This is a genomic window from Paenibacillus sp. 01T424 (genome assembly GCF_056398745.1).
This window is the reverse complement of record NZ_JBFTPZ010000041.1, coordinates 45,105-69,555: the sequence shown is the minus strand read 5'-3', so window position 1 is coordinate 69,555 and position 24,451 is coordinate 45,105. Positions and strand designations below refer to the sequence as shown.

Below are 24,451 nucleotides of genomic sequence, written 5' to 3'. Positions count from 1 at the left end.
CCGCTACCACATTCGAGTCGCCTGCATTTGCTCCGCCTGTAACTACTAGACGGAAGTCATATGCCGTTGCGGCGGACAAGCCTGTTACTGTTGCTGTTGTTGCATTGGTCACAAGCGCGCCTGTTGTCGCTGTTGTCCACGTATTTGCACCTGTTGGTGATTGCTCAACTTTAATATTTGTTGCGCCCGTTGCTGCGCTCCATGTGAACGTAGCGCTCGTTCCCGTTTTGCTTGCACTCGCGAAGTCTGTTAGTGCAATCGGGTTTGTCGTCACCGTTACTACGTTCGAGCTGCCAGCATTTGCTCCGCCAGTTACAACAAGGCGGAAGTCATATCCCGTTGCTGCGGTCAAACCTATTACTGTCGCTGTTGTTTCATTGGTCGCAAGCGCACCTGTTGCCGCTGTTGTCCATGTGTTTGTACCTATTGGAGATTGCTCCACTTTAATGTTTGTTGCGCCCGTTGCTGCGCTCCATGTGAACGTTGCGCTTGTTCCTGTTTTGCTYGCACTCGCGAAGTYTGTWAGTGCAATCGGGTTTGTCGTCACCGTTACCACATTCGAGTCGCCAGCATTTGCTCCGCCTGTAACTACTAGACGGAAGTCATAACCTGTCGCTGCCGACAAGCCTGTTACTGTCGCTGTTGTTGCATTCGTGGAAAGAGCACCTGTTGTCGCTGTTGTCCATATGTTTGCACCTGTTGGTGATTGTTCAACTTTAATGCTTGTTGCGCCCGTTGCTGCGCTCCATGTAAATGTCGCCGATGTTCCGGTCTTGGTCGTACTAGCAAAGTCTATCAATGCAACTGAATTAGTAGTCACATTCACCACATTCGAGTTGCCAGCATTTGCTCCGCCTGTTACAACTAGGCGGAAATCATATCCCGTTGCGGCGGACAAACCTGTTACCGTTGCTGTTGTTGCATTGGTCGCAAGCCCGCCAGTTGTCGCCGTTGTCCATGTGTTTGCACCTGCCGGGGATTGCTCAATTTCCAAGCCGGTTGCACCCGTTGCTGCGCTCCATGTAAATGTCGCCGATGTTCCGGTCTTGCTCGAACTAGCAAAGTCTGCCAAAGGTACATTCATAGGAATTACTTTCAACGTTGCACTATTTGAGGTTGCCGYAGGCGTAGTACTACCCGAAGCGACTACGCGATATTGGTATCCGCTCATTCCCGCTGTTGCACTTTTTATAACTAAAGTTGCTGTTGTTGCTCCAGTGTAATCGCTATTATCACTAATATTTGTAAATCCCGCACCCGTGTCCACCTGCCATTGATACGAACTCGCATTAGATGCAGTAACCGTGAAGGTAGCGTTGTCACCTTCATTGATCGTTGCATTGCTTGGATTGCTTGTAATCGACGGAGCTGGCCTTGTCACAGGATCACCAATTTGAACGTCATTAATTGAAGTCCACATTTCTGAATCTTGAGGAATTATTCGAATTTCATCAATATTGTCAAATGAAAAGTTTAATCCATTTGAGTGATCGAACGTAAACTTCCAAGGATCAACACTAATTGTTAGATCGACCCATTCTCCAACCTGAACATCATCATTAAAAGCACCAATCTTGACATCTTTAGTGCCCGAATCGATTAGCGTAATAGATTCTAAAGAGAAGTTTTGAGATGAATTGCGACTTTTAATCGTCCATATACTTTGGGATTCATTATCTGCATAACCGGCAGATAGTCCACTTGCACCAATTGTATCCGGATAAGGAATTTCATAAGTTAGAACTAAATCTTTATTTGGGTTTACAGCAGCCTTGGCCGAAAAATCAAGCGCAAAACCCGGTATATCATCTGATCCGCCCTGCCCATCCGACACAACGGTTGCGTCGCCAGCAATATCATCATTTGATTTAAACATAATCGTTGAAGCAATCGATGATGCTTTTACCGTTAACGTTGCACTATTTGAGGTTGCCGAAGGCGCTGTGCTGCCCGTAGCGATGACTCGATACTGGTATCCATTCATTCCCACTGTCGCACCCGTTATAGTTAACGTTGACGTAGTCGCTCCACTATACGGTGAACTATTAACAATATTTGAAAATCCTGCACCCGTATTTACCTGCCATTGATAAGAGTTCGTATTAGACGCAGCAACCGTGAAGCTAGCGTTCCCGCCTTCATTAATCGTTGCATTGCTAGGATTTCCAATAATCAGAGGTGGTGAAGAAACTACGGCAGCAGCCTCTATAGTCGTAAAATTATATCCAAGTGAAAGAAACCGACTGCCGTCATAAACCACATTTGTAAGAAAAGCTGCTACATTAGTTGCTTCTGAAGTCCAGCTTGCTCCATCCGGAGAAGATACAATTTTCCCTCCAATACCTGAAACCATAAACTGTCCCGCTCCATATGCGATTCCTGTTAAGAGACCAGTAGCTGTACTATCTTGACTAGTCCAGTTCGAGCTGGTGCCATCTGACGAGGTGAATATTTTACCACTGGCTCCTACAGCAACAAATAGATTATTTGCATAAACAACGTTTCTAAAAATGAAGGATGAACCTGTTAAAGAGGAAGCAGTCCAATTCAATCCGTCTGATGAATATGCCATTCTGGACCCTTGACCTACAGCAACATATGTTCCATTCCCATAAGCAACAGAGTAAAGAACAGTCGTGATGGCCGGACCTGCAGTAATTGCAGCTGGTGTCCACGCCGTTCCGTCGCTAGATGTTAAAATCGTTCCGCTGTTTCCTAAAGCAATAAATCGATTATTTACAAATTGGACGCCTTGTAAGTTGCTTGTCGTATTAGAGGCTGCCAAATTCCAATTAGTTGCATTACTTGATACATAGATCGTACCGCCCGAACCAACTGCTACATAAGTGCCGTTGCCGTATGCAATGCTTGAAAATCCATTTGCAGTTGGCGTTATCCGGCTTGTCCAATTCACTCGATCAGTGGAAGTAAAAATGGTGCCGCCAATCGTAGCCGAATTGTTATAGCCTACAGCAACATAAAGACCATTGTTATAGACCGCATCTGTGATGTTAGGTGTTACCGTTGTCCATTCGATACCATCAAGCGAATACATGATAGAGCCGCTATTGCCTGCAGCAACAAATTTTCCATTGCCAAATGTAATAGCCTGCATCGTGTTTCCATAGTTTGTTGTTCGTTCAGTCCAGCTCACCCCATCCGTAGAAGTGAAAGCTGTATTAGCATTGCTATACAAAACATACACGCCATTGCCATATGCACCTGCAAAAGCCTGCCAAGCTAAAGGAGTACTTGTCCAGGTAATGGCATCTGAAGATCTGTAGCTTGCAAGTATTGGACTGGAATCAAAAGCGTAAAAATGATTATTTAAAAATCCTATAAAGTTTATTGAACTATAATATGTACTGTTAAGCTGCTGTCCTCCGCCCCATGTTGATGGATTTCCAGTGGCCGAATAATAAATTTTTCCGTTTGCATCGCCTAAGACATACTTACTGTTTCCATAGGAGATGTTGTACAAATCGTTGGAAATTCCAGATGCAATGGATGTCCACGACTTTCCATCACTTGATTTCAAAATAATGCCGGATGCTCCAACTGCCCAAAATGAACCATTTAAAAATTTCACAGAAAATAACTGGTTCGACGTATTGGATGTTGCTGCATTCCATGTAACAGCATCAGTAGAATACAAAATCGTACCACCTGTACCAGCTGCAACATAGACGTTGTTTCCATAATCCACTTCATTTAAGTTTTGAGTACTATTCGTACTTCTTGTTGTCCACTTTGCAGCATCCGAAGATGTAGCAATCAGACCGTTACTTCCTACTGCAACATAAACGCCGTTACCATAGCCCATTCCTAAAAACTGGTTGCTCGTATTGTTGATAGGATTATTTAATGTATCCCAGCTCGATCCGGCTCCATATGTTGTTGATGAGAACCATACGATTTGAGAAAATACAACGAGAAAACTAAGAAGTAAGGGAGCGCGAAAAAAACGAATACGCTTATACATAAATTCAACTCCAAATTAGAATTTTACAAGATGTGTCTTTTGATACAGCTGCTACTCAACTAAAAAATATCTAGCATTCTCCTTTCTAGTAAATGAACTCAACTTCCGATTCGTTTCTATGAAATGCTATCCAGTTGAAATTTCCTCCCAACCTTCCTTTCACCAAAAAATGTCAGTGTTATAACTAATTTGATATTCGACAATATAGAATAAAATCCTCTTTTTTTCGACATAAAATGACGTTTTATTTCATACAGAATCAATCAATAAAATGATGTTTTCTCCAAGCAGTTTTTTTCAAGAAAAAAAAGCACTTAGGTTCAAACTCTAACTCACCTAAGCGCTTCTCTCTTATCGATTCATTCAAACTTTACGAAGTCTTGCTCATATCTATTTGTATCTGCGGAACCTCAAAGGTCACCGTCGTTCCTTCTCCTGCTTCGCTTGAAATACCAAGACCATTTCCGTACAAAGAGAGCAGCCTGCGGTGAATATTGGTTAAGCCAACGCCTGACAACTGCCGTTGCCCAAGCAATAGCGTACTAAGATCACTTTGCTTGATGCCAACTCCATTATCCGAAACTGAAATAATTAGCTTCTCCTCTGCCTCTTGAATACGCAATACGATCTTGCCCCCAGCAGCCTTTTGCATGACACCATGTCTAACTGCATTTTCTACAATCGGCTGAATGCTGAGCGGCGGAATAAATCCTCGCAGCTGTTTGTCCACCTCATATACAACATTCAATCGTTTGCCAAACCGAGCTTGCTCTAATTTGACATAAGACTGAACAAGCTCAAGCTCCTTCTCCAAGCTGACGATCTGCTGACGATTCTGGAAATCGAAGCTGCTGCGTAAATATCGGCTTAAATTCAATAACAATTCCGTAGCCTTATCCGGATCATCAGGACATATCGAAATAATCGTATTGAGTGCGTTGTACAAAAAATGAGGTTTAATTTGTGCCTGCAGAAAAGCCAGTTCCGATCGAATAGCCGCTTGAACAGACTGTCTAAGCTCAAGCAAAGTTCGTACACGAGCACGCAGTACAATACCGTCAACAGGTTTTGTTAAAAAATCATTGATTCCAGCACTAAAGCCCGTTTGAATATCGCCTGCCAATTTTCTTGCGGTCAGCATAAGTACAGGCAGTTCAGACAACGAGTATCGTTCCCTGATCCTACGGCAAAGCTCTAGTCCAGACATCGCTGGCATCATCCAGTCTGTTATCACGAGATCAATCCGCCGCTCGCTGGACAGTACCTCCAGCGCTTCAGCGCCGCTGTCAACCGCAATGACTGTATAATTTTCCATAGACAATACATTTATTAATACTTGCAGGTTTACGGGATCATCATCTACTACTAACACAGTGAATGAATGTGTATCTTCTATCACTTCATTCCCATTCATCGCTGCTTGAAATGTTTTATTGAGCGCTAATGCTGGTTGAATCGTTGCTATTCCGCTTTTACCAGCAGCAACCTCAGAAATAGCAGACAGCGCAGCTGAAGGAAGTGTAAACGAAAACGTTGAACCCATACCTAGCTGTGAATTTGCTTCGATATGCCCGCCATTAAGTTCTACAAGTCTCTTCGTAATGTTCAACCCGATACCGGTGCCACTATAGCCCGATTGTAGATCCACAGTGGAAACGCTATTAAACGCCTTGAAAATGTCGTCTAAACGATCCGCCGCGATGCCGATTCCAGTATCTGTAACGCTGATTTTCACCCATGAATCCACAACTTCCGCATAGATCCGAATTTCACCCTGATGCGTAAATTTCACCGCATTGCCAAGCAAATTAAATAAAATTTGGCGCAGACGCTCCTCATCAGTATCGAGCAGCGGCATCTGCTTCGGCCATTCCTGCGTCAGGCTTACCCCTTTTTTATCGGCTAAATGCCCAATGACCTCGACTACGGATTGCGCTGCTGCTGATAAATCAACAGCTTGCCGATTCAGTGTAAGCTGTCCGTTTCGCAAGGTGGAAAAATCTAAAATATCATGAATCAGATAATTCAATCTTCTACCTGTCGATACAATCATAGAAAGCTGTCTTGCCTGATCGGTGTTTGGCGTCCCCGCTACACCCTCAAGCAAGGATTCTGCGATATTTACAATACCATGCAGCGGCGTTCGAAGCTCATGCGACGTATTCGCCATAAATTCATCCTTTAATTCATCCAAGGTCAACAGCTTGCGAGAGAGTTCTTCCACCTCATTAAAGGTGTGAGAGAAACGCCGAGCAAGCATGATTACTTGAACAATGACTAAGATAAGCAGCTCAAACGAGATGAAAAAATGATTTTCCAATAGACCAAATACTTGCATGACACTGACGATTATAAATACCAAAATGGTTATCCCACTCAAAAGCAAAAAATAGGCGTCCCGCGATCGGCGCATAACACCTTTGACAAGGGTGTAAAGCACAACTCCGAAAGTAAATACTGAAAGGCCTATTCCCTTCAAAAACCACTGTGAATAAAGCATCGTCGGCAGCATGAATGCTGCAACAATGACTATAATCGATGCAATATTGCTTGCCCGCCACACAAACTTGTTAACAGCTCTTGGTACCGACACGTTCACATATTGCAATAAAAAATAATAACCGAATGCTGATGATATGTTCTGCAGCTTCATGATCCAATCGTAGCTAAGCTGAGGCAAGACCAGTGCAATCAGCTTCTCGCCATGAGTACATACATAGAGCAGCAGAGCTAAGCAAAATAAAGCCAAATAAAGCAACGAGCGCTCTTTTCTGCGCATGTAGAACAAAAGAAGGAAAAACATAGAAAACAATGCAAACCCGCTGATGTTCATAAATTCACCAAACAACGCGATGTCGCGGCTCTTGCGAATATCAGCCTCATAGCCAAACCAAATCGGATAGATGATGCCGCCCGAAGCATAGTTGAAATTGGATACTTGTACGATAATTTCAACATAGGATCTATCTACGGATACAAATCCAACATAGGGGATATTCGATGCGATATCTTCTTTATCTGAGACTCCCGGTACTCCGCTTGCTCCCACTTCCTGTCCATTTATAAATATCCGGTTAGCCATGCGGATATTTGTCGTTCGTATTCCGTAATGCGTTTCTGCTGTGTTGTTTAACTCCACTCTCAGCCTATAAGTACCGAATCCCGCTCCCTGCGGGTTGCCGTCCTCCGCTATATAGCTGTTCCACTCCGCTGGCACAGGAAAGAGGCCTGTTAGTTCAGGCCTCTTATAAGGAGAAATAGCTGGATCTGCGAATTGCTCTGGCAGCAGCAGCTGTCCACGATAAAATTCCCATTGACCATTCAGCGCGACAAGTCCTTCTGATTCGAAATTCCATTCCCGCAAATCCAACGTGCCAGCGCTTGAATGAGGTGCACTCTTCTCAATGGATTGATTATAAAAAAACTCGTTTACTGGAAAAGCTACAACGATAAGGAAAAATACAACTATCGTCCACCATTGCTTTCTCATCCCATCGTTGCCTCCTTGCCTAAATTCACGTCTTACTGGGATAATTGATGATATAAATCCGTCGTTTGCCTCTCAGGAATGACTCCTAGCTCCTGCAATAATAATTGCGCATAGGTTTCGTAGCAGCGGTTAAGCGATTCCGTATCCCTTATCTGAGCATAACCTGCAAGAAGCAATCTGCAAATTTCATCTGAGTATGGGAAGCTGATCTGAGCAGTCGTCAGTCTCTGGATAGCCGACTGAGCACGGCCTTCCTCCAGCTCATATCTTGCCATACTGCTAACCAGCCGAAAATAACGATGCTGCAAATTTATTCTTTTGGTCTCTGCCCACGCATAATTATGATCCTCCAAATAATCGCCTTTATAAAGAGAAATCGCATGTTCATACCGACTCCAATTATCCTGAAACTGATATGGGAGCTCAGCTACTGTCTCCTCAAACTCAGCTACATCGGTACGAATGGCAGCATACGGGAGTCGGTAGCTCTCACCTTGATACTCAACTGTGAAAGAAACTCCCCACTCACGCAGTAGCCATCTAATACGTGAAACGGAATGATGAAGATAGGTAACCGCCTTGTCCAGCTCATACTCTCGCCAAAGCGTTTCAATAAGCCGCTCTCTCGTAACCCAAGCACCCTCCAAATGAAGGAAATAAGCAAAGAGCTCCTGCGCCTTTTTCGTTCGCCACTTCACCTTGCCGTTTAAAGCAGCCCCGCCTACAAGCTCAAGCCGTTTAAAGCATCGCACTGAAAGCTCATTTCGTTCTGCTAGAGCCTCGAAGCTTTGTGCTTGATTGTTCAAAAGCTTCGCATATTCCTCAATACGATCTATCGTTTTTCCAATTCTTGCAGAATCGACCGGCTTCAATAAATAATCCAGCGCATGCAGCTCAAATGCTTCAACAGCATACGCTGAATAGGCGGTTACATAAACGATTCGTATTGCAGGGTACAACTCCTGTATACGTTCAGCTGCTTCAAGGCCGTTCATCTCGGGCATGCCGATATCAAGAAACGCGATATCGGCATAACTGCGAGCAAGGTGGTCAAGTCCCTCCATAGCAGAGGTATACTTGCCCACAACTTGAACCCGGCCATCTGCCCTCAGCAATCGTTCCAAATGTATCAATGCCGGCTCCTCATCATCCACTAATATTACCTTTAGCATTGATCCATGCCCTCCTCCTTCCGTTGTTATTTTTCAGTGAGCCTTCTGCTATCGGTATGACCTAGTTTTACTTCGTTTTTACGACTCGAACTTGTCCATCTGGCAGCTTCTGCACATATCTAGAAGCGGCTTCAATATCTAACATAGCCCAGTGTTTTGGCGCGACATCCGGCCAGCTAGAGCTGACAGTTTCCTGCGGCACTGGACGGTTGAAGATTTCGTTGAGTACACGAACCGCTTCTCCGCGAAGCAGCAAACCATTCGGACGGAAGGTATGATCCGGATATCCCTTCATAAACCCTGCCTCTGCAACAGCAGCAACTTCATTTGTTGCCCAGTGTCCCGTTAAGTCTGTAAAATCCGCCTTAGCAGTACCGCTTAGAGACAGCTTGTTCCAACGAGCCGCGATAACCGCTATCTCTGAACGAGAGACTCCGTCGCCCGGTCTAAATTTGCCTTGCTCGTCTCCATTCATAATACCATGATTTTTCAACAGCGTAATCGCTTCTTTTGCCCAGTGATCGGAGACGACATCGCTAAACTCTGTCAGCTCTGTTTCATTAGGATTAGGCACCGTTTCTTCCAGCAGGCTGGCGTTTTTCTTAAGCTCTTTGGCAAGTATGACTGCAAGCTCCGCACGAGTAATCGTTTTACTTGGACGGAAGGTTCCATCCGGATACCCCGTTACATAAGGCTCATAAAGTTTGTCCTTCGTAAGCCGAACGACAGCAAAATTGCTGAATTTAGCAACATCAAATGCCATACCGTTCACGATTCCTTTTGTATCATATTGCAGTGTTCCTGCCTGGAGCACCTTTTCTCCATCGCTGTGCTCAATGTAAACCGCTAATTGAGCCTCAAGCTCCTTCGCAGCTGCACTGTCCTTTGCAATCTCAAGACCAGCTATCGGCAGTACAATGCGAGTAACACTATCCTTATAATTCGTTTCAATTGCAGTAGGCTGGCCTAGCAGTTCAGCATCCCTACCGCCCAACTGCTTCTTAAGCTTCTCTTCGCCAAGCAGCCTGTCATGAATTTGCTGTTGCTTCGCTTGATCGCGAATCGGTACAAAGCGGAGATAAAGCTCAATACCCGCTTCCTTGATATGACGAATCGTCTCTGGCGATAACGTCAATTCTGCTGTTGGCGTTGAGATGATAAGACTAATTCCGCTCTCGGCTAATGCGGCAACAGCTTTTGATGGAACATTCAGCTTAATCTCATCGCTCGGATTATTAAGTAGATTCGTAATAACGATGCGAGCCGCATTCTGCTTCTGCAATTTCATCTGTGCAACAATTTCCTCCGCCTTAGCAAGCGGAATATTAACCGTATCTATTTTGCTGCCATCTCTAGCAACCGTTCTAGTAATGGTTACATTTGCTATTGCAGCATTTGAATCCCCAGATGCGACAGTCGCTAATCGATCCGGCGTTGCATACGTTGGTTTCCGAACGATTTCAATCGAATATTGCCTTGAGCTGCTGCGGTCAGCAGACTCGACTCCAATCACAATTAGATTTGTACCCACCTTTAAACTTACAGTCTGATGCACGCCTTTTTCAACCGGCCTACCATTTATGGTCAGAATAGCATCAGAACTTGAGGTGTTGGCAAGCACAGTCACATTCGCGTCTTCGATCTCTGACTTCAGCTTATAGCTGAGCCTACTCGCAGAGAATTCCGGCAGCAAGTCTAATCCAGAGAGAGATAGCTCTGTTAAAGATGGCGCTGTTGCTGCAGAAGCAGACTGTTTGATAACAGCGAGCTTGTAAGTCGCAACAGTACCATCCTCTGCTGTTACATCCAGTTGAACAGGTTGAATTCCGCTGCGCAAAGGAACCATATGCGTTCCTCCGCTGCCGAGCTCAATTCCACCATTTGCTATACGAATGACTGCACTCGGACTAGCTGCTTCTACAGCGATGCTAAGAGCCGCAGAATCGGAAGGCGCTATGATCTGGTATTCCATCTCATTTTCTGCAAAATCTCTCGTTAGCACTCCTCCGCTTACCGTTAGCTCTTTCAATTGTGCATTGCTGTCCTTCGCACGAATAACCTTAACGTTATAGGTTTTATTCTCTTGTCCATTTGGCGCGATAACCTGTATGGCCACATGGGTCTCTCCCACCTGCACTGGCACAGAAATCCCAGCTTCGCCAATCTGCTCGCCATTTACACGAATCGTAGACTCTTGCTTATAAGCCTCAGCCGCAACGCTTACCGCATTCGTATTATTTTCGACATACACGTTATAAGTGGTATCAGCACCATTGAATGCTGGTTCTGTCAGCAGTTCCTCTGTGCCTGCCCGCATCGTGAGGCTCTTCAGAACAGCAACCTCCGACGGCTTGCTTCTCAATTCAATCACGTATGTCTTTTCACTTGTATCTGCTCCCGATACCTTCACCTGCGCTGTAGTTACGCCATTGCCATTCGGAGCATCAAGCTCTGCGTAGCCCTGTACGTTCAACGGCACATTGTTCACTGTTACAACAGAATCTATTGCAGCAGCTACAGCATATAATCGAACCTTGCCTTCTTCTATTACCGTCTCATATTTGCCCGTCATATCCGGATGGAAAGGCTGTGATAGAACACCCTTGTCCAGCTCTAGCGCCGCTAGATCAGAAGGCTTCACCTTGGACTGCTCCTCGGTCTCTGTTCCCTGCACAACATCAAATCGATATTCGACTCGATTGCCGACTTCATCTTCCACTTCGACGATTACAGTATGAAGGCCAGCTTCATCCCACACAATTGGAGCAAAATAATTAAATTTTCCTTCTGCGTTCACTGGAACAGCTCGTCCATCAACGGTCAGCAAAGCGCCTATTTCCGTTTGACCAACCATAGGTATACGGCTGCCATATACGACCTGCCCATTGAGAGGCTCACGAACAAGGTCCTCGTTCTGCTTGCCCGCTACATACAAGAATGGCTCCGTACGGTCTACGTACAATTTCCTATAATCGGAGCTGTAATCGCCGCGCTCGTTAATCGCTTCAATTTCAATCGTATAATCAAGCTGCTCAAGCGGCAGTGGCTTATTCGTTTCTTTGCCTAGAAGCAATTCATTCAGATTGAACGAAGCGACCGTATTAGCTTCGGTATCCTTGGATTGCAACAATTCCCCGTTTACGTAAAGATTAACCTTTGCTGCTTGATCACTAGTCAGCTCTACACTAACCTTTTCCGCAGCTGTGTTAACCATAATCTCCTCTTGCTCATCATAACTTTTGTAGGTGCTTGTTTTCTGCTTAGCACCAAAAGTATTAAAAGCAACATTAAGCTTTGCCCGCTTCGGATTAGGCAAAAACGCCTCCACATTAGCTGACACTGGACTAACAACAACTTTGCCATTTTGCTCGCCAACCGCCATCGCATTGATGGTGTAGCTGTGCTCCGGCTTGTACCCGGATATAATGACGTCCTGCCAATCTCCGGCCATAGGATCTGCTCCGAATGTATCCGTTACAGTTTTCCCTTCATCATCCTTATAGCTGACCGTCAACTGGTAATATTCTAGTCCCTCGGCCTTAATGGAAGGAAAACGCAGCGTAAGCTCGCCGTTTCCAGTTGAAGTAATCGCAAGTTGCTTCGGCTGAGGCAGCATGACTTCAGCAATCAGCTGTACAGGCTCAGACGTTACCGCAAACAGCGGTGCAATTTCATCACCTTCAGCCACCATAGACAACCAGTATTGACCCGGCATAAATTCATCCGGAATGTCAATCGTTTGAATGCCTGATGCAGGAAGATCCTTCAAAATAACCGGTCCGATTGCCTTATTGGACTGATCGGTTACCATTAAGCTTACTTTGGTTCCCTGCTTGGCATGGTCCACGTTCCATTTTACTTTGAAGCGATTCGTGCCTTCTGTCTCTGGAACTGCACTAAATTCGCTAATTTCAGTTACAGGATCGAGCTCATACATGCTTGCTTGAATAGGCAGGGAGGAGCGAATTTCCCATTTTCCTGTTTGTTCAATATCAGCAGCGACATAAAGCATATCCGCATCTGCAACAAAAGGCAGATTCGAGGTAAATGTCATATCGCCGTATTTATCGGCTTCCTCATCTTCCTCTGCAGCTGCTGCTTGCAGCACCGCATTGTAATTTTTGGCATTCTCTTCTTCAAAAACAACCGGAATGGCTTTGTTATCCGGTGCAATAATTTGGGTATTGCGAGAACCACCCGTTAACATAAACATATATCGGCCTGGCTTATCGATTTGTAAACTCGTCGTATACTCTGCTGTTCCATTTGAGAAAAACGGAATTAAGCTGTCGTATTGCTCATCACTGCGGAAGGCACGTATGGTCACGAATTGTTTGCCGCGAACGGTCCAAAGACCCGCTTCCGCTTCCTCCGCTTGCACCAAAATCGTCCATTTTTGTTTATCAGCCTCATAATATGCATTCCAGTTTGATTCGCTGCGATCCGTTTGCAGCGGATATAGCGAGCCATCTGGGCGATACAGTACCGCAGACTCATCCGCCTGATCGATTTCAAGCAAAGTCTGACCGCTTTTTAGGTTGACTTCAGTACGAAGCTCACTGCTTGTTATCCAGTCTTTCAGCTCCCCAATCGTGGTATGCTCTCCAAGAGCAAATACCTTAGCCGGCGTTTTCTGTCCTGCTTCAAGCAGCCATTCGCCCGGCTGAGCTACATCGATCAACAGATAAAGCTTGCCGCTTAGTGGATCGACAAAATGATTCCAGCCTGATTTAAGCGAATCCGATTCCAGACCATATTCACGGCCATCTGGCTTGTACAATTTCACAGCGCCTTTAGGCTGGTCAAGCTCTACCAGCTTCAAACCGCGCTCCATCATATCTATTGCTGTTAGCTTCAATTCAGGTGCAGCAGCCCATCGTGCTGCCAGCTCAGTAAGACTGAGCGATTCATTTAGGAATGTAAGCTCGTACAACTCCACTTGCAAAGAGTGCGATGCAACCAGCTTCCAATCTTCATTCGCGGTTAGTTGTAAACGAATATACGTTTTATCCTCTTCTTCACGATATACGGCAGAAATAGCACCATTACCCGCCTTTTCCGTCTCAGGGAACTTGAGCGATGCCACGCTTTCATCCGGACGAATGATCGAAAGGTCTTCCTGCTTGCCATCCAGCACTAGCAGCGCTTTGAAGCTATGATCTGCCTGCAATGTGTATTGAATCTGATCCTGCTTCGTAAAGCTGGCTTGCGGTGAATTCTCACGCAATGCAGCCGTAAACTGTCCCAATAAAATACGTCCGCTTGCAGCCGTATCTACGCCTATCTCACCCTGCTGCAGCACATCCTTCTGAAGCTTCAGCATGTAACCTTTATCCTCTGTGAGCAAAGGATTCGTAAGTGGTGTAAAAGAAGTATCCGCGAATGCGCTTGTGAACAGCAAAGCACTGCTGCTTAGCAATGGCATCGAGCGAGCGCTCGGCGGCTTAACCATATTTCTTTTCATTCTCTCAATTTCTCTCTTCATATCCTTGCTCGCGCCAAGGCTGAAGTCGAAGCTGTTCGGAGCAAACATATATTTGGCAGAACCACCGAACCAGCCTGAACCAACCGATCCAAAGATCTCACGATTGTTTACGCCGACATCAATGCCGCCAAAGCTTTTGCCGCCGATAACTGACACCCAGTTCGGTATTTTTATGCGTGCACTAACAAAACCTGCGTAACCGCTTTTCGCAAAATATTGCGCGAACAGCTGACCGACCACAACGTCTACCAGATTCAAGTTCGCATCCAATCGGAAGCCTGCACTGCTGTACTCTTTAAAGCCCGCTGCATTCCAAATCGTCAGAAAATCCAAATTCGCAACCGGAACCCAGTAAACAGCCAGCTCTCCGGATGCTTCAAAATGATAACGCGATAATCCTACGCTCAAATTGTTGCCGTTCACCATATTGTAGCCTTTGATCTCAGGCGCAATGACATCTGATGCACCGCCAAACGCTTTCAACGTAAACGGTACTTCGCTCTGGCTCGCTAGATTTGAAAACCCGCCGCCAAGACGAGTGAGCTGTGCCCCCGTCGAGCCAAGCTTGATTTTACGGCGAACGCCAAAGCTAAGCGCATCAAGCTTCCCGCGTTTGAACTGAATATCTGCTTCAAATCCAACCTTCTGCTTGCGCAAATCGAAGGATCCTCCCGCACCATAGAGCGGAATGCGTGTATCAAGCCGGAAGTTTAGCTCAGCACCCTCGAGCGGACCTGCCTCAAACTCGCCTGCAATACTGAATTTACCAGCAAAATCGAACCGTTCGCGCTTGAACTCTAACGCTTCAATCTCCGATTCACCTTTAATTTTGGTCGTTCCTGCACTGAAATCTACTTTAATATCCCCGCCGAGCCTTACCCCGCCAGCTATAAAAGTAATTTTCTTCAATGTAATCGGCAAATTCAAGCTCAAATAATCAGATTGCATATCACCAGCAAGCTCGATAACGAACTCGGCTGAATTAAACTCAAAGGAGCCAAGGAACAGCGTATACATAATGCCAGCTTTTTCAACATAAAGCCGTCCGACACCCGTTACATACGTATCTACACCCGTCTTATCAATCGTCAGGCTCGTTCCTTTAAATTTAATATATTCATTCAGCATGACCACTTGATTCATGTTGTTTAGCTTAAATATACCAAGCTCCGAGGGATTCTCCGTGAACGGTCCTCTAATAGCCATTTGACTAATATCTTCATTGTCCGAATCTGTACTAGGAATGATAATTTCATTATAATCGCGCGGCTCATATACGCCGGTTGAAGTAATAAGCAAAGCGCTTGAGAGAACAAAATCATCGTAAAAATCGTGATTTAGTTCCAAATCATATTTGCCATCCGGCAATTCATCCGTCCAAGTCAGCTCTAGCTCCTGATTATTGCGAACGTTTGGCGTCAACGGATACAACTGTCCGCCTTGGCTTTTAAGTGAATAATGAATATTAGAAGCTGGCTTTCTCCACAAATTGGTGATGCCCTCTCCGACGACAACCAGCCTCTTCTTATCCTTCGTATGCAGCACCGATGGTGAAGCTCGGTCATAACGCAGGTCTGGAACCACCATAGCCGGGTCCTCAAAAAACTTGAACGTTGAAACTGCGCTGTATGCCGTCCCCACAACATTTGTCGCATACACGCGTGCTTCGTAGTCGACCTGCCACTTCAAGCCGTTAAGATCAACGGTGACCGCACCAGCCTCAGCCGACAAATGCGCCTTCTTCTGCCATGTGGTTTGACCCGCTTCACGGTATTCAATCCCAATTTCGCTGAGCGCCTTGCCTTTCACATTAGCAGAGAACCTTGCTAGATCATTCGCTTTGTTGTTCTTGTCCATCAATATCGTTGGTGAACCCGTTATGCTCACGATCGGCAAGGTAGGCAAAGGATTGCCGAATGTAAACGTCTCATTCGTTAGTCCTCCCCATTCATGGTTTCCGCCGAATACGACAAAGTTATAGCCATCATACGCCATGCTCATAAAGCTGCCTGAGCCTGGACCGCCTTCTATGCCGCCGCCCGGTCCTTTGCTCCTGCCAGACCATACCGACCAAGCGCTCCCGTCCCAGCCGAAAGCAGCCTTCTTCCCTTGATCATCCTGCGAATTTGCAATAGGGCGTTTTTTGTTTGGCGTAACCGCACTATTGCTCGGGTTAATCCAATCGAACTCTCCACCATAGAAGACGACTCTCCGTCCATCGTAGGCCATCGCTTGTCCCCAGCGGCCCCAGTCCTGCGCTTCAACCTTTGGAGCGCTGTCATTCCATGTCGTTCCGTCCCATGCCCATAACGTATTCGAACTGATTTGATAGGCTGTTCCGCGAATTTCATCACCAATATTACCGCCATAAAGCACGGCATGCTGCCCGTCATAAGCCATCGAGCCCGAATAAGTGGCTGGAGGGCTTTGGGCTGGAGTCCGCTGTTCCCAGCTCGTTCCGTTAAAAATCCAAGTATCCGCTAATCTATTTTTAGTAGAACCAGACAGCGTATAACCGCCGAATAGCACCAAGTTTTGTCCATCATAGGCAAACTGAGCGCCAGCACGTGCCGATGGAGCTGGGATTAGCAATGGTTTCCACTGCAATACCTCACCATGCCACACCCAAAGATCGTTCAAGACGCCTGAAGCACCCTCGCCTCCGAACATCACGATGCGCTCTAGGTTAGGATCAAAGGTTATTGCCGCTCCTTTGCGGGCAACAAGGCCACTTGGGACACTCGAGTCAGCGAGCTTTTGCCATTGCTTGGTTTCACCGTCCCACAGGAAGTTATCCTTCAGCAGCCCGGAAGTGCCTTCTCCCCCGAACATAATGACCTTTCCGTTCTTTTCATCAAATGCCATAGCAGCCCCCATACGCGGGCTAGGCTTAATGTTCGATTCTATTTTCTCCCATCCATAATCGGAGAACTTATCAGCAGCTCCGGCAACAGCCAAAGACTCCAGATCGTAGGAGGAGCTTGTTACTGTAGGCTCTTCCACCTCTGTGTCAGCTGATTCCTGAGCGAATATTTGCTGCCCCGACCTGCTTGGATATACAGGATAAATCGATATAAGCAGCACCACTGCGAGCAGCATGCTGACTACTCTGACAAATGGTTTATGTATCATAAAAAAATCCCTCCTGAGTCTTCTATCATCGTTGATATAGCAATAAATACCATTATAGTAGTTGGCTCTGGACATGTTCTAAACATATTTCGACATGTTTCTCGCTCTCGATAACAAGATAAATAGGAAAGCTTCCTTGAGGATCAAAAGGCAGCCTACATCTTATAAACACAAAAAAGGCAGCCCCGCACATGAAGCCATGTGTTGGACTGCCATTCTTTATCAATCATCTGCAAGCTATGCTTCTTCTTTCTTAAGCTCCTCCAAAAAGGGCTGGAGCTCAGGCCTTGCTTCCGGATCTTTCAAATCAAGGCTTCGCAGCGCATCCACCGCGATTCGAAGCACCGCATAATTGCGATACCAGCGATTATCAGAGGGGACGACATACCATGGCGCCGCTTTGCTGCATTTTTCAAACAGCTCCTCGTAAAGCTCGCTGTACTGCTTCCAAGACTTGCGCTCCTTTAAGTCGGACGGGTCGAACTTCCAATTTTTTTTCGGATCTTCAATACGGCTTATTAGCTTCTCCAGTTGGAACTGCTTCGATATGTGCAAAAAGATTTTGACCACTTTCACCCTGCTGTCGGCTAAAAGAGCTTCAAAATGATTGATATGCTTAAACCGCTCCTTCGCTTCCTCGCTCTTTACCGTACCATGGATTCTCGTGATCAAAACTTCTTCGTAGTACGAACGGTTAAATACAGCTATCTGGCCAAGGGCAGGCACGGCAACATGTGCTCTCCATAAAAAATCATGCCGCGCTTCCTCCTCTGTTGGCGTCTTAAAGCTGTGGGCAGAAATGCCCTGCGGATGAAGTCCGGCGAAAACTTTTTTGATTACACCATCCTTGCCGCTGCAATCCATGCCTTGAAACACAAACAGCACGGCATGCTCTTTGCTCGCGGCAAGTTTTTCTTGCAGCTGCTGCAGCTCAAGCTCAAGCTCCTTCACTGCCTGAACGACCTCTTCTTTATTCGAAAAGCGCCCCGTATCCTTCGGATCGATGTCCTTCAGATCCACCTTTTTCTTCTCGGGCAGTTTGTAGCTTTTGGACATTTGCTCACAGCCTCTCCAGTGTTTATTTACTTATTAGTATCCCACCAGCGCCTCTCCTAAACAAGCAGCTGGTCGCTATTTTGGCACACCAGAGCGAGAAGAAGCAGAACAAAGCGGACCACACAAAGGCAGATACACCGGTTACGTCGCTTAAACCAGCCGCATCCCCAGCTGATGCGGGCTCCGTAATCGCAAGATAGAGCAACACAAATGGACTAATAATGGATTCCACTAAACAAATAAAAGCGATCAGCAAATAATAAAAGTCTCTGAGCCAGCGAGGAGCAGCAAAATAAATAAGTACCGTCAATGCTAGGAAACCCGCGCTCCAAGCCATGCCGTAATCATTTCGAACAAAAAGCGCGAGCGCCACTCCAGCTGCTATCGCAACGATCGCGAGTCCAAAACGAGCTTTTCCTTTTGCATATAGAAAGAAAAGCAGCAGCGAGAACAAAGCTGAGCCCGTATAGCCGGCAAGCGCAATCGGGATTAGCATCCAGCTGTCCGTGTACGAGGTATAAGTCACTCCGCTTTGGTCAGCGTACAAATAAATATGCAAGACGCTTCCCTTAAGCAGCAAAGCTGCAAGCGCATGGGCAAGCTCGTGGACTAATGTATTCACATTTTGAAAAAAAGCCGAGAACGGAATGAACCTAGTTAAAAAAGCAGTAACGATAATAATAGCCGTCATTCGCAACCAAGAAAACATGCTTTAGCCTCCAAGTCATATACCGCTATTCTAACTCTTCTTACGTATGAAAAAGATTTATTTTTCAAAAGATGCTAATACGGGTAAGTAAAAGTATAGACGCGAGAGGAGAGATATGATGGGACATTATATTGAGGTTGAGAAAAAAGTTAAACTTTATGTTGAGGATATAGGCTCCGGCAGCCCCGTTATCTTCTTGCATGGCTGGCCGCTGAACCACAAAATGTTTGAAGCTCAGTTCACCCTGCTATCTGAGCAAGGTTATCGCTGTATTGGGATCGATCAACGCGGCTTCGGCAAATCCAGTGCTCCCGCAGCTGGCTATAGCTACGATCGGCTAGCAGATGACGTAAAGGCTGTTATTGATTATTTGAAACTGGATCAAGCCTATCTCGTTGGTTTCTCGGTAGGAGGAGCCATTGCCGTCCGCTATATGGCGCGCCATGGCGGTTACGGCATTCGCAAGCTCGCGCTTCTAGGCGCAGCAGCTCCCTCATTCACGCAGCGTGAAAATTACCCGCATGGCATGACACAAGAGGAAGCGAATGATCAAATCGCTGCAATCAAAAAAGACCGTCCGCAGCTGCTCCGTGATTTCGGAGAGAAATTTCTAGCCGATCAAGAGCCAAACGCCATCAGCCAGCCATTCAAAGATTGGCTGCAGCTGCTCGGCTTAGAGGCATCCGCGTGGGGGTCAATCCATACGTTCGAGTCGCTCCGCGATGAGGACTTGCGGAAGGATGTGCTGCAAATCAAAGCTGCGACGACGATTTTCCAAGGCAATCTGGATCAAATATGTCCGCCAGAATTCGCCAAGCAGCTGCTTAGCGGCATTGACGGCTCTACGCTCGTTACGTTCGAGCAAAGCGGCCATGGCATGCTGTTCGACGAACCAACTAGATTCAATGAGGAGCTGCTCGAATTTTTGAAATAAAAAGCAGAAAAGGAGCCGGATTAATCGGCTCCTTTTTCTACATGTTATGGAGCTCAGCTAGCTCTATCTTGTACTTATTCAATAAATGGTGAAAGCGCTGGAAATCGCTTGAAAGAACTTTTATTTTCCGTTTGATCCTCAGCTTCCGCTTATGATCCTTGTCTTCCAGCATAAACTGATCAATATTTTTATCCAGCTTCTCCCGAAGCGTAAGGATAATGCCGATCGCAATATGCGAGCGTTCCATCTCCTGTAAATCTGCAGCAAGCGCTTCGCCAAGATGCTCCATTGTTTGCTGTTGAATCGTTAATGATTTATCAATTATGACCTGCTCAGGTGTAGAGTCCTCACGAAATGCCTGACCGGGAACATCATCCCAAAACAGGTTCCACTCTTCCAACTGTTCAACCTCAAACAATAAATATTTATGAAAACCGCATAACCATGCTGTACAGCTGGTATTTCGCAATTGACAGCCTACACCATCGAGCAAATGACGGCAATCGCGGCAGCATGATCCGCTGTTAGCTATACAAACCTTGCAAATATGATCAGCTCCCCATTGCTGCAAAACGGTCATGCCGTTATCAATAAGGCTTGTCCTGCTCACTGTGGAAGGCCGTTGAATAAGGGGGCGGTTTGCTTGATCTGTATGTTCACCCTGCTTCATGTGTGGCATTCAAGCATGCTCTCCTTCCTTACTAAACGTATATATACTAAAAAGTATACCCTACTTGCATTGCGATGACCAAGTTCGCTCCAGCAAAATATGTAATGTGATACAAAAAAGGACTGTCCCAGATCCGCTTGGATCTAGTGAGACAGTCCTGCCTGCTTGCGCTTTCGCTATAAAAGCGAAAGCCATTTCAAACTACCAAGCGTTTACGCCAAGCTTTACAAGTGTCTCCCGAATGAAAGCAGGCTCGTCCTCTGGCGTTCGAGACGTAACAAAGTTGCGATCAACGACAACTTCTTTATCGACAAAAGTCCCGCCGGCTGCTTCAATTTCTGCGGATAAAGCAGGATAGGCTGTTAAAGTGCGCCCCTTCAGCAGGCCAGCTGCCTCCAAAATTTGCGGACCGTGGCATATTGCCGCAATAGTTGTGCCAGCTTGATCTGCCTTTTGAACGAACGCCTGCACATCTGCATTGTCCATAAGATGAGACGGTGATTTTCCGCCCGGAATAATGATTGCAGCGTAGTCATCTGCATCAGCTTCTTCAATGGACAAATGCGAGGTATACGCAATGGTCCCCTGTTTTCCTTTTAATTCGTCGTTGCTCTTCAAGCTAATAATAACGGCGTCGTGACCGTTCTTTGCCATTTCATCATAGGGATTTTTCATTTCGGAATCTTCGAAGTCGTCAGCTAGCAGAAATGCTACCTTTTTTAGTGGTGTCATATGTTRCACACTCCTCTCATGATTCAAGCCATGATTTACTTTACCCTATTTCGATGAATTTGAAGCAAGCTGCTGCGTATAACCTGACGGAATACGTTCTAGCAGACGATCACCGTAAACCTCGCCAAGCTTCAGTTCTGGCATATGAATATAGCCAATGTAGCACCCGCATTTCTTCATCGTGCAAGGACGCTCAGATGCTAGACCCTCAAGTCCGTCACGATAGAGATGGCCGATAACCTTGCGATCGCTATAGCAGTGTTTGACAATGCCAGCCCCCTGCACATAAAACACATGTGAGCCCGCGCCGCATGGTTTGCCTAAACTATCGTAATCGGGAACGTTCAGCTGGAAATGCGGATCAATTTCGGTTAAATAAACAATATCATTCTCTGAATAATAATTTTTCTGATCCTTGAAGGCGTTGACCCACAGGTACACATCCTCTGGCAGCAGCTGCCGCAGCTGCTTAATCGCGCCGAAAGCCGAGCGTATCCCAACAGACCCGACACTAAAAGGAATTCCCTGCTCATACAGCTTCATACACTGGCTTAGGAAAGCAGCATGGCTCGTTTGTCCAGGATGATAGGTAACCCAAAAGGCTGCCTTGCTCCGGTCGATGTCGTTCGTCCAATCAAGCTTGACGGATAAATTGGTCTGGACAGCTACCTTCTCGATATGCGGCATATGGGACAGCTCGATCATCGCCTCACGATACCAACGATGTACGAGCGCTTCGCCATAAGGATTGAAAAAAATCGAGAGCTGATGTCCAGAGCCGCCTTGCTCCCGAACCCAGTCCATAAAGGCATGAAGCTGCTGCTTATCCTTCGCAAGCGTCTCTTTGCTGTCCTTTGTTTTGCTGAATGGGCAATAAGGACAGTCATAATTGCATGATGACAACGCGCCGCGGTAATAGAGCACCGCCTTCATCGGATGACGTACCCGTTCATAAGCTCTCTTACATCGCCCGAAATAAACTCGTCGCCAATCGCATCCGAATAAGCCATGCCTTGTGTCGTCAGGCGAAGAGTACCCTCCTGAAGCTCCGCCAGCTCCAAATGGATCAGTGTCTGCAAATCAGGATGATCGGCTAGCGCATTACTCTTGAATCGCTCCTCATACGTGTGTAAGATTAGCCCCTCGCGGTGCAGTAAAGCTTTCAATATAAACCTGCGCTTCTGCTCCGCTTCATTCAGAATAAAGCCGTAATCGGCCGTATCATAACGCTCTGCAGCAACATATTGTTCAATAATGCTGCGCGTTGCCGCTGCGCTCACGCCATAACGCGATGCATAATGTACATCGCGGGTGTAAGAACGTGCTCCGCAGCCAAGCCCTGCCATGCCTTCCTCCTGACAGCTGAAGGGCAGCACGGTTTTATGATCAAACGATGTATCTCGAGCGAAACGCCTCATCGAAAACTGCTTATAGCCTGCCGCTTCCAGACGCTGCCGTGCAATATGGTACAGCTCCAGTCGAATATCCTCTCCTGCGCTGCGCATCTGTTCTGGCTTAATAATGGTGTTCTCACGTGTATATAGCGGATAAATAAAGATTTCACCAGGCGCATAGCTGATCGCCTTCTCCAGTGAATAAATCCATGTTTCAACGGTTTGCTTAGGCAATCCGTAAATAAGATCGACATTCACGAGTGGAAACGAATAGGACATCAACGTCTCCAGCGCCTCTTCCGCAAGCCGCGGCTTCTGCGGACGATAGATAGCTGCTGCTTCCTCTTCAACGAAGCTTTGAACACCCATGCTGATCCGATCAACATGCCGATCTTTAAGAACGCGCATGCGGTCAGCCGTTACCGTTTCCGGCGACGTCTCTACCGATATCGATGCTTTCATCGGATCAAGGCCCATTGTATTCTCTGCTATATCGAATAGACGGTTCAACTGGGGAGCCGCAAGCAAGGTTGGCGTCCCTCCGCCAATCGCAAATCGCGAAAATGTTTTGCCTTTAAACCAAGGCGCCCACTGCTCCGCCTGCCGCTGCATGGCATCAATATACTGCTCATGTACGTCTAAACGACGATCCGGCAACGTGAACAAATTGCAGAAGCCGCAGCGAGCACCACAAAAAGGTATATGCATATACAAAAAATAATAATCGGTTTGATCCCGCTCCCACATCTCCTTCAGCGACTGCGCGGGATGCAAATCTCGGTAAGCTGTCTTATGGGGATAGGAATACAAATAGGAACGGTAAGGAGCCGCCATCCAGCGCTGCTCCTGCTCCTTAAGCTCCGGAAAAGATGGTAGCGAAGATGATTTTTGCAAGCTGCTTCTCCTCCTTATTCCAAAATAAATTCGCGATACGGCACATTCCAGACAACCTCATGGGCGAGCCGATGCCCTTCATAGCCGTCCTCGCCATAAGCTGTCCCATGATCGGAAAACGCGAGACATAATGTTTTTCCTCTGCGCCGCATGGCTTCAAACAATGGGGCAAGCTGACTATCAACATAACGAAGCGCGGCACGCTGTGTTTCCACGGAATCCCGTTTGGCGCCATCTACAAAATAATGATTAGGTCCATGCATGGCAGATATATTCATGAACAGAAACAGCTTCTCAGCAGGGTCCGCTTTCTCCAGCAGCTTAAGCGCGTGATTCACTTGATGCTCCGTCGAACGCGGATTCGTTACCCCGAATGTCATCCGCCAATAGCTTTCTTGAAAATAACTAGGCAGAACCTTGGCTAGCTTATTCTTTTTCGTAAAAAAAATGACGCCTCCGATGCAGATTGTTCGGTAGCCCGCCTCCTGCAAGCCGGATACAAGATCCGGAGCGTCAAATAACCATGTATGAGGGTGCGTCTTAAGCCCCGTATTTTTTGTATGAAACAATCTAATATGAGAAGCTTTGTCCGTATTTGCAGGAGTAGGCAAAAATCCGCCAAAAAAAGCATGATGGGCAGCATAAGTAAAGCTGCCCGGCGAATGCCTCTTCTCCCAGCCTCCACTTCCGCAAAGGTTCGGGCAATTCTTTTCCTCAAGCTTCGCAACGTCATAACGCAGCGTATCAAGCGTAATCATGAGTATATCGTGAGAACCTACAATTTGGTTCATATCTAGCATT

General features: G+C 46.4%; 12 protein-coding genes. 1 reads left to right on the top strand and 11 read right to left on the bottom strand.

The features are described from left to right. The 6 genes from AC1DPK_RS26020 to AC1DPK_RS25995 form a co-directional block, all read right to left on the bottom strand. Positions 1-3,982: beta strand repeat-containing protein (locus AC1DPK_RS26020; RefSeq protein ID WP_477512099.1), on the bottom strand; the 3,982-nt coding region annotated here is incomplete at its 3' end. A 370-nt stretch (positions 3,983-4,352) separates the two neighbouring features. Next, entirely contained in the window at positions 4,353-7,472 is a 3,120-nt protein-coding gene (locus tag AC1DPK_RS26015; RefSeq protein WP_477512098.1) for a hybrid sensor histidine kinase/response regulator, read from the bottom strand. 32 nt (positions 7,473-7,504) lie between these two features. Beyond that, entirely contained in the window at positions 7,505-8,644 is a 1,140-nt protein-coding gene (locus AC1DPK_RS26010; protein WP_477512097.1) for a response regulator, read from the bottom strand. A gap of 67 nt (positions 8,645-8,711) precedes the next feature. Further along, positions 8,712-17,261 carry a cadherin-like beta sandwich domain-containing protein gene (locus AC1DPK_RS26005; protein ID WP_477512096.1) on the bottom strand — a complete coding sequence of 2,850 codons (8,550 nt, stop codon included), beginning with the start codon at positions 17,259-17,261 and terminating at the stop codon, positions 8,712-8,714. A 237-nt stretch (positions 17,262-17,498) separates the two neighbouring features. Continuing rightward, positions 17,499-18,317: a PPK2 family polyphosphate kinase gene (locus AC1DPK_RS26000; protein WP_477512095.1), complete on the bottom strand. Its 819-nt coding sequence runs from the start codon at positions 18,315-18,317 to the stop codon at positions 17,499-17,501. A 22-nt stretch (positions 18,318-18,339) separates the two neighbouring features. Further along, entirely contained in the window at positions 18,340-19,026 is a 687-nt protein-coding gene (locus AC1DPK_RS25995; RefSeq protein ID WP_477512094.1) for a M50 family metallopeptidase, read from the bottom strand. A 118-nt stretch (positions 19,027-19,144) separates the two neighbouring features. On the opposite strand from AC1DPK_RS25995, the gene AC1DPK_RS25990 reads away from it, so the two are divergent. Next, a complete protein-coding gene (locus AC1DPK_RS25990) occupies positions 19,145-19,960 on the top strand; it encodes an alpha/beta fold hydrolase (RefSeq protein WP_430057388.1) in 816 nt (271 codons plus the stop codon). Between the two features lie 37 nt (positions 19,961-19,997). On the opposite strand, the gene AC1DPK_RS25985 is transcribed toward AC1DPK_RS25990, so the two are convergent. The 5 genes from AC1DPK_RS25985 to AC1DPK_RS25965 all read right to left on the bottom strand — a co-directional run bounded on the left by AC1DPK_RS25985 (position 19,998) and on the right by AC1DPK_RS25965 (position 24,450). Continuing rightward, positions 19,998-20,639, bottom strand: coding sequence for a hypothetical protein (locus AC1DPK_RS25985; RefSeq protein ID WP_339207406.1), 642 nt, complete (start codon positions 20,637-20,639; stop codon positions 19,998-20,000). 192 nt (positions 20,640-20,831) lie between these two features. Continuing rightward, the gene (locus tag AC1DPK_RS25980; RefSeq protein WP_441877023.1) at positions 20,832-21,362 is read right to left on the bottom strand and encodes a type 1 glutamine amidotransferase domain-containing protein; all 531 of its coding nucleotides are present in this window, start codon (positions 21,360-21,362) and stop codon (positions 20,832-20,834) included. Between the two features lie 45 nt (positions 21,363-21,407). Further along, on the bottom strand, positions 21,408-22,295 hold the full coding sequence (locus AC1DPK_RS25975; protein ID WP_477512093.1) for an STM4011 family radical SAM protein: 888 nt from the start codon (positions 22,293-22,295) through the stop codon (positions 21,408-21,410). Continuing rightward, the gene (locus AC1DPK_RS25970; RefSeq protein WP_477512100.1) at positions 22,292-23,590 is read right to left on the bottom strand and encodes an STM4012 family radical SAM protein; all 1,299 of its coding nucleotides are present in this window, start codon (positions 23,588-23,590) and stop codon (positions 22,292-22,294) included. The genes AC1DPK_RS25975 and AC1DPK_RS25970 overlap by 4 nt, the downstream gene beginning before the upstream one ends. Positions 23,591-23,664: 74 nt before the next feature. Then, complete coding sequence (locus AC1DPK_RS25965; protein WP_477512092.1) at positions 23,665-24,450, bottom strand: STM4013/SEN3800 family hydrolase; 786 nt, start codon at positions 24,448-24,450, stop codon at positions 23,665-23,667. Between the last annotated feature and the right edge of the window lies 1 nt (position 24,451).

Excerpts from the sequence above, each read along its gene's own strand:
- AC1DPK_RS26010 (WP_477512097.1), bottom strand. The coding sequence starts at position 8,644 with ATGCTAAAGGTAATATTAGTGGATGATGAGGAGCCGGCATTGATACAT.
- AC1DPK_RS25985 (WP_339207406.1), bottom strand. The coding sequence starts at position 20,639 with ATGCCACACATGAAGCAGGGTGAACATACAGATCAAGCAAACCGCCCC.
- AC1DPK_RS25965 (WP_477512092.1), bottom strand. The coding sequence starts at position 24,450 with ATGCTAGATATGAACCAAATTGTAGGTTCTCACGATATACTCATGATT.
- AC1DPK_RS25995 (WP_477512094.1), bottom strand. The coding sequence starts at position 19,026 with ATGTTTTCTTGGTTGCGAATGACGGCTATTATTATCGTTACTGCTTTT.
- AC1DPK_RS26000 (WP_477512095.1), bottom strand. The coding sequence starts at position 18,317 with ATGTCCAAAAGCTACAAACTGCCCGAGAAGAAAAAGGTGGATCTGAAG.
- AC1DPK_RS25970 (WP_477512100.1), bottom strand. The coding sequence starts at position 23,590 with ATGGCGGCTCCTTACCGTTCCTATTTGTATTCCTATCCCCATAAGACA.
- AC1DPK_RS25980 (WP_441877023.1), bottom strand. The coding sequence starts at position 21,362 with ATGACACCACTAAAAAAGGTAGCATTTCTGCTAGCTGACGACTTCGAA.
- AC1DPK_RS25975 (WP_477512093.1), bottom strand. The coding sequence starts at position 22,295 with ATGAAGGCGGTGCTCTATTACCGCGGCGCGTTGTCATCATGCAATTAT.
- AC1DPK_RS26005 (WP_477512096.1), bottom strand. The coding sequence starts at position 17,261 with ATGATACATAAACCATTTGTCAGAGTAGTCAGCATGCTGCTCGCAGTG.
- AC1DPK_RS25990 (WP_430057388.1), top strand. The coding sequence starts at position 19,145 with ATGGGACATTATATTGAGGTTGAGAAAAAAGTTAAACTTTATGTTGAG.
- AC1DPK_RS26015 (WP_477512098.1), bottom strand. The coding sequence starts at position 7,472 with ATGAGAAAGCAATGGTGGACGATAGTTGTATTTTTCCTTATCGTTGTA.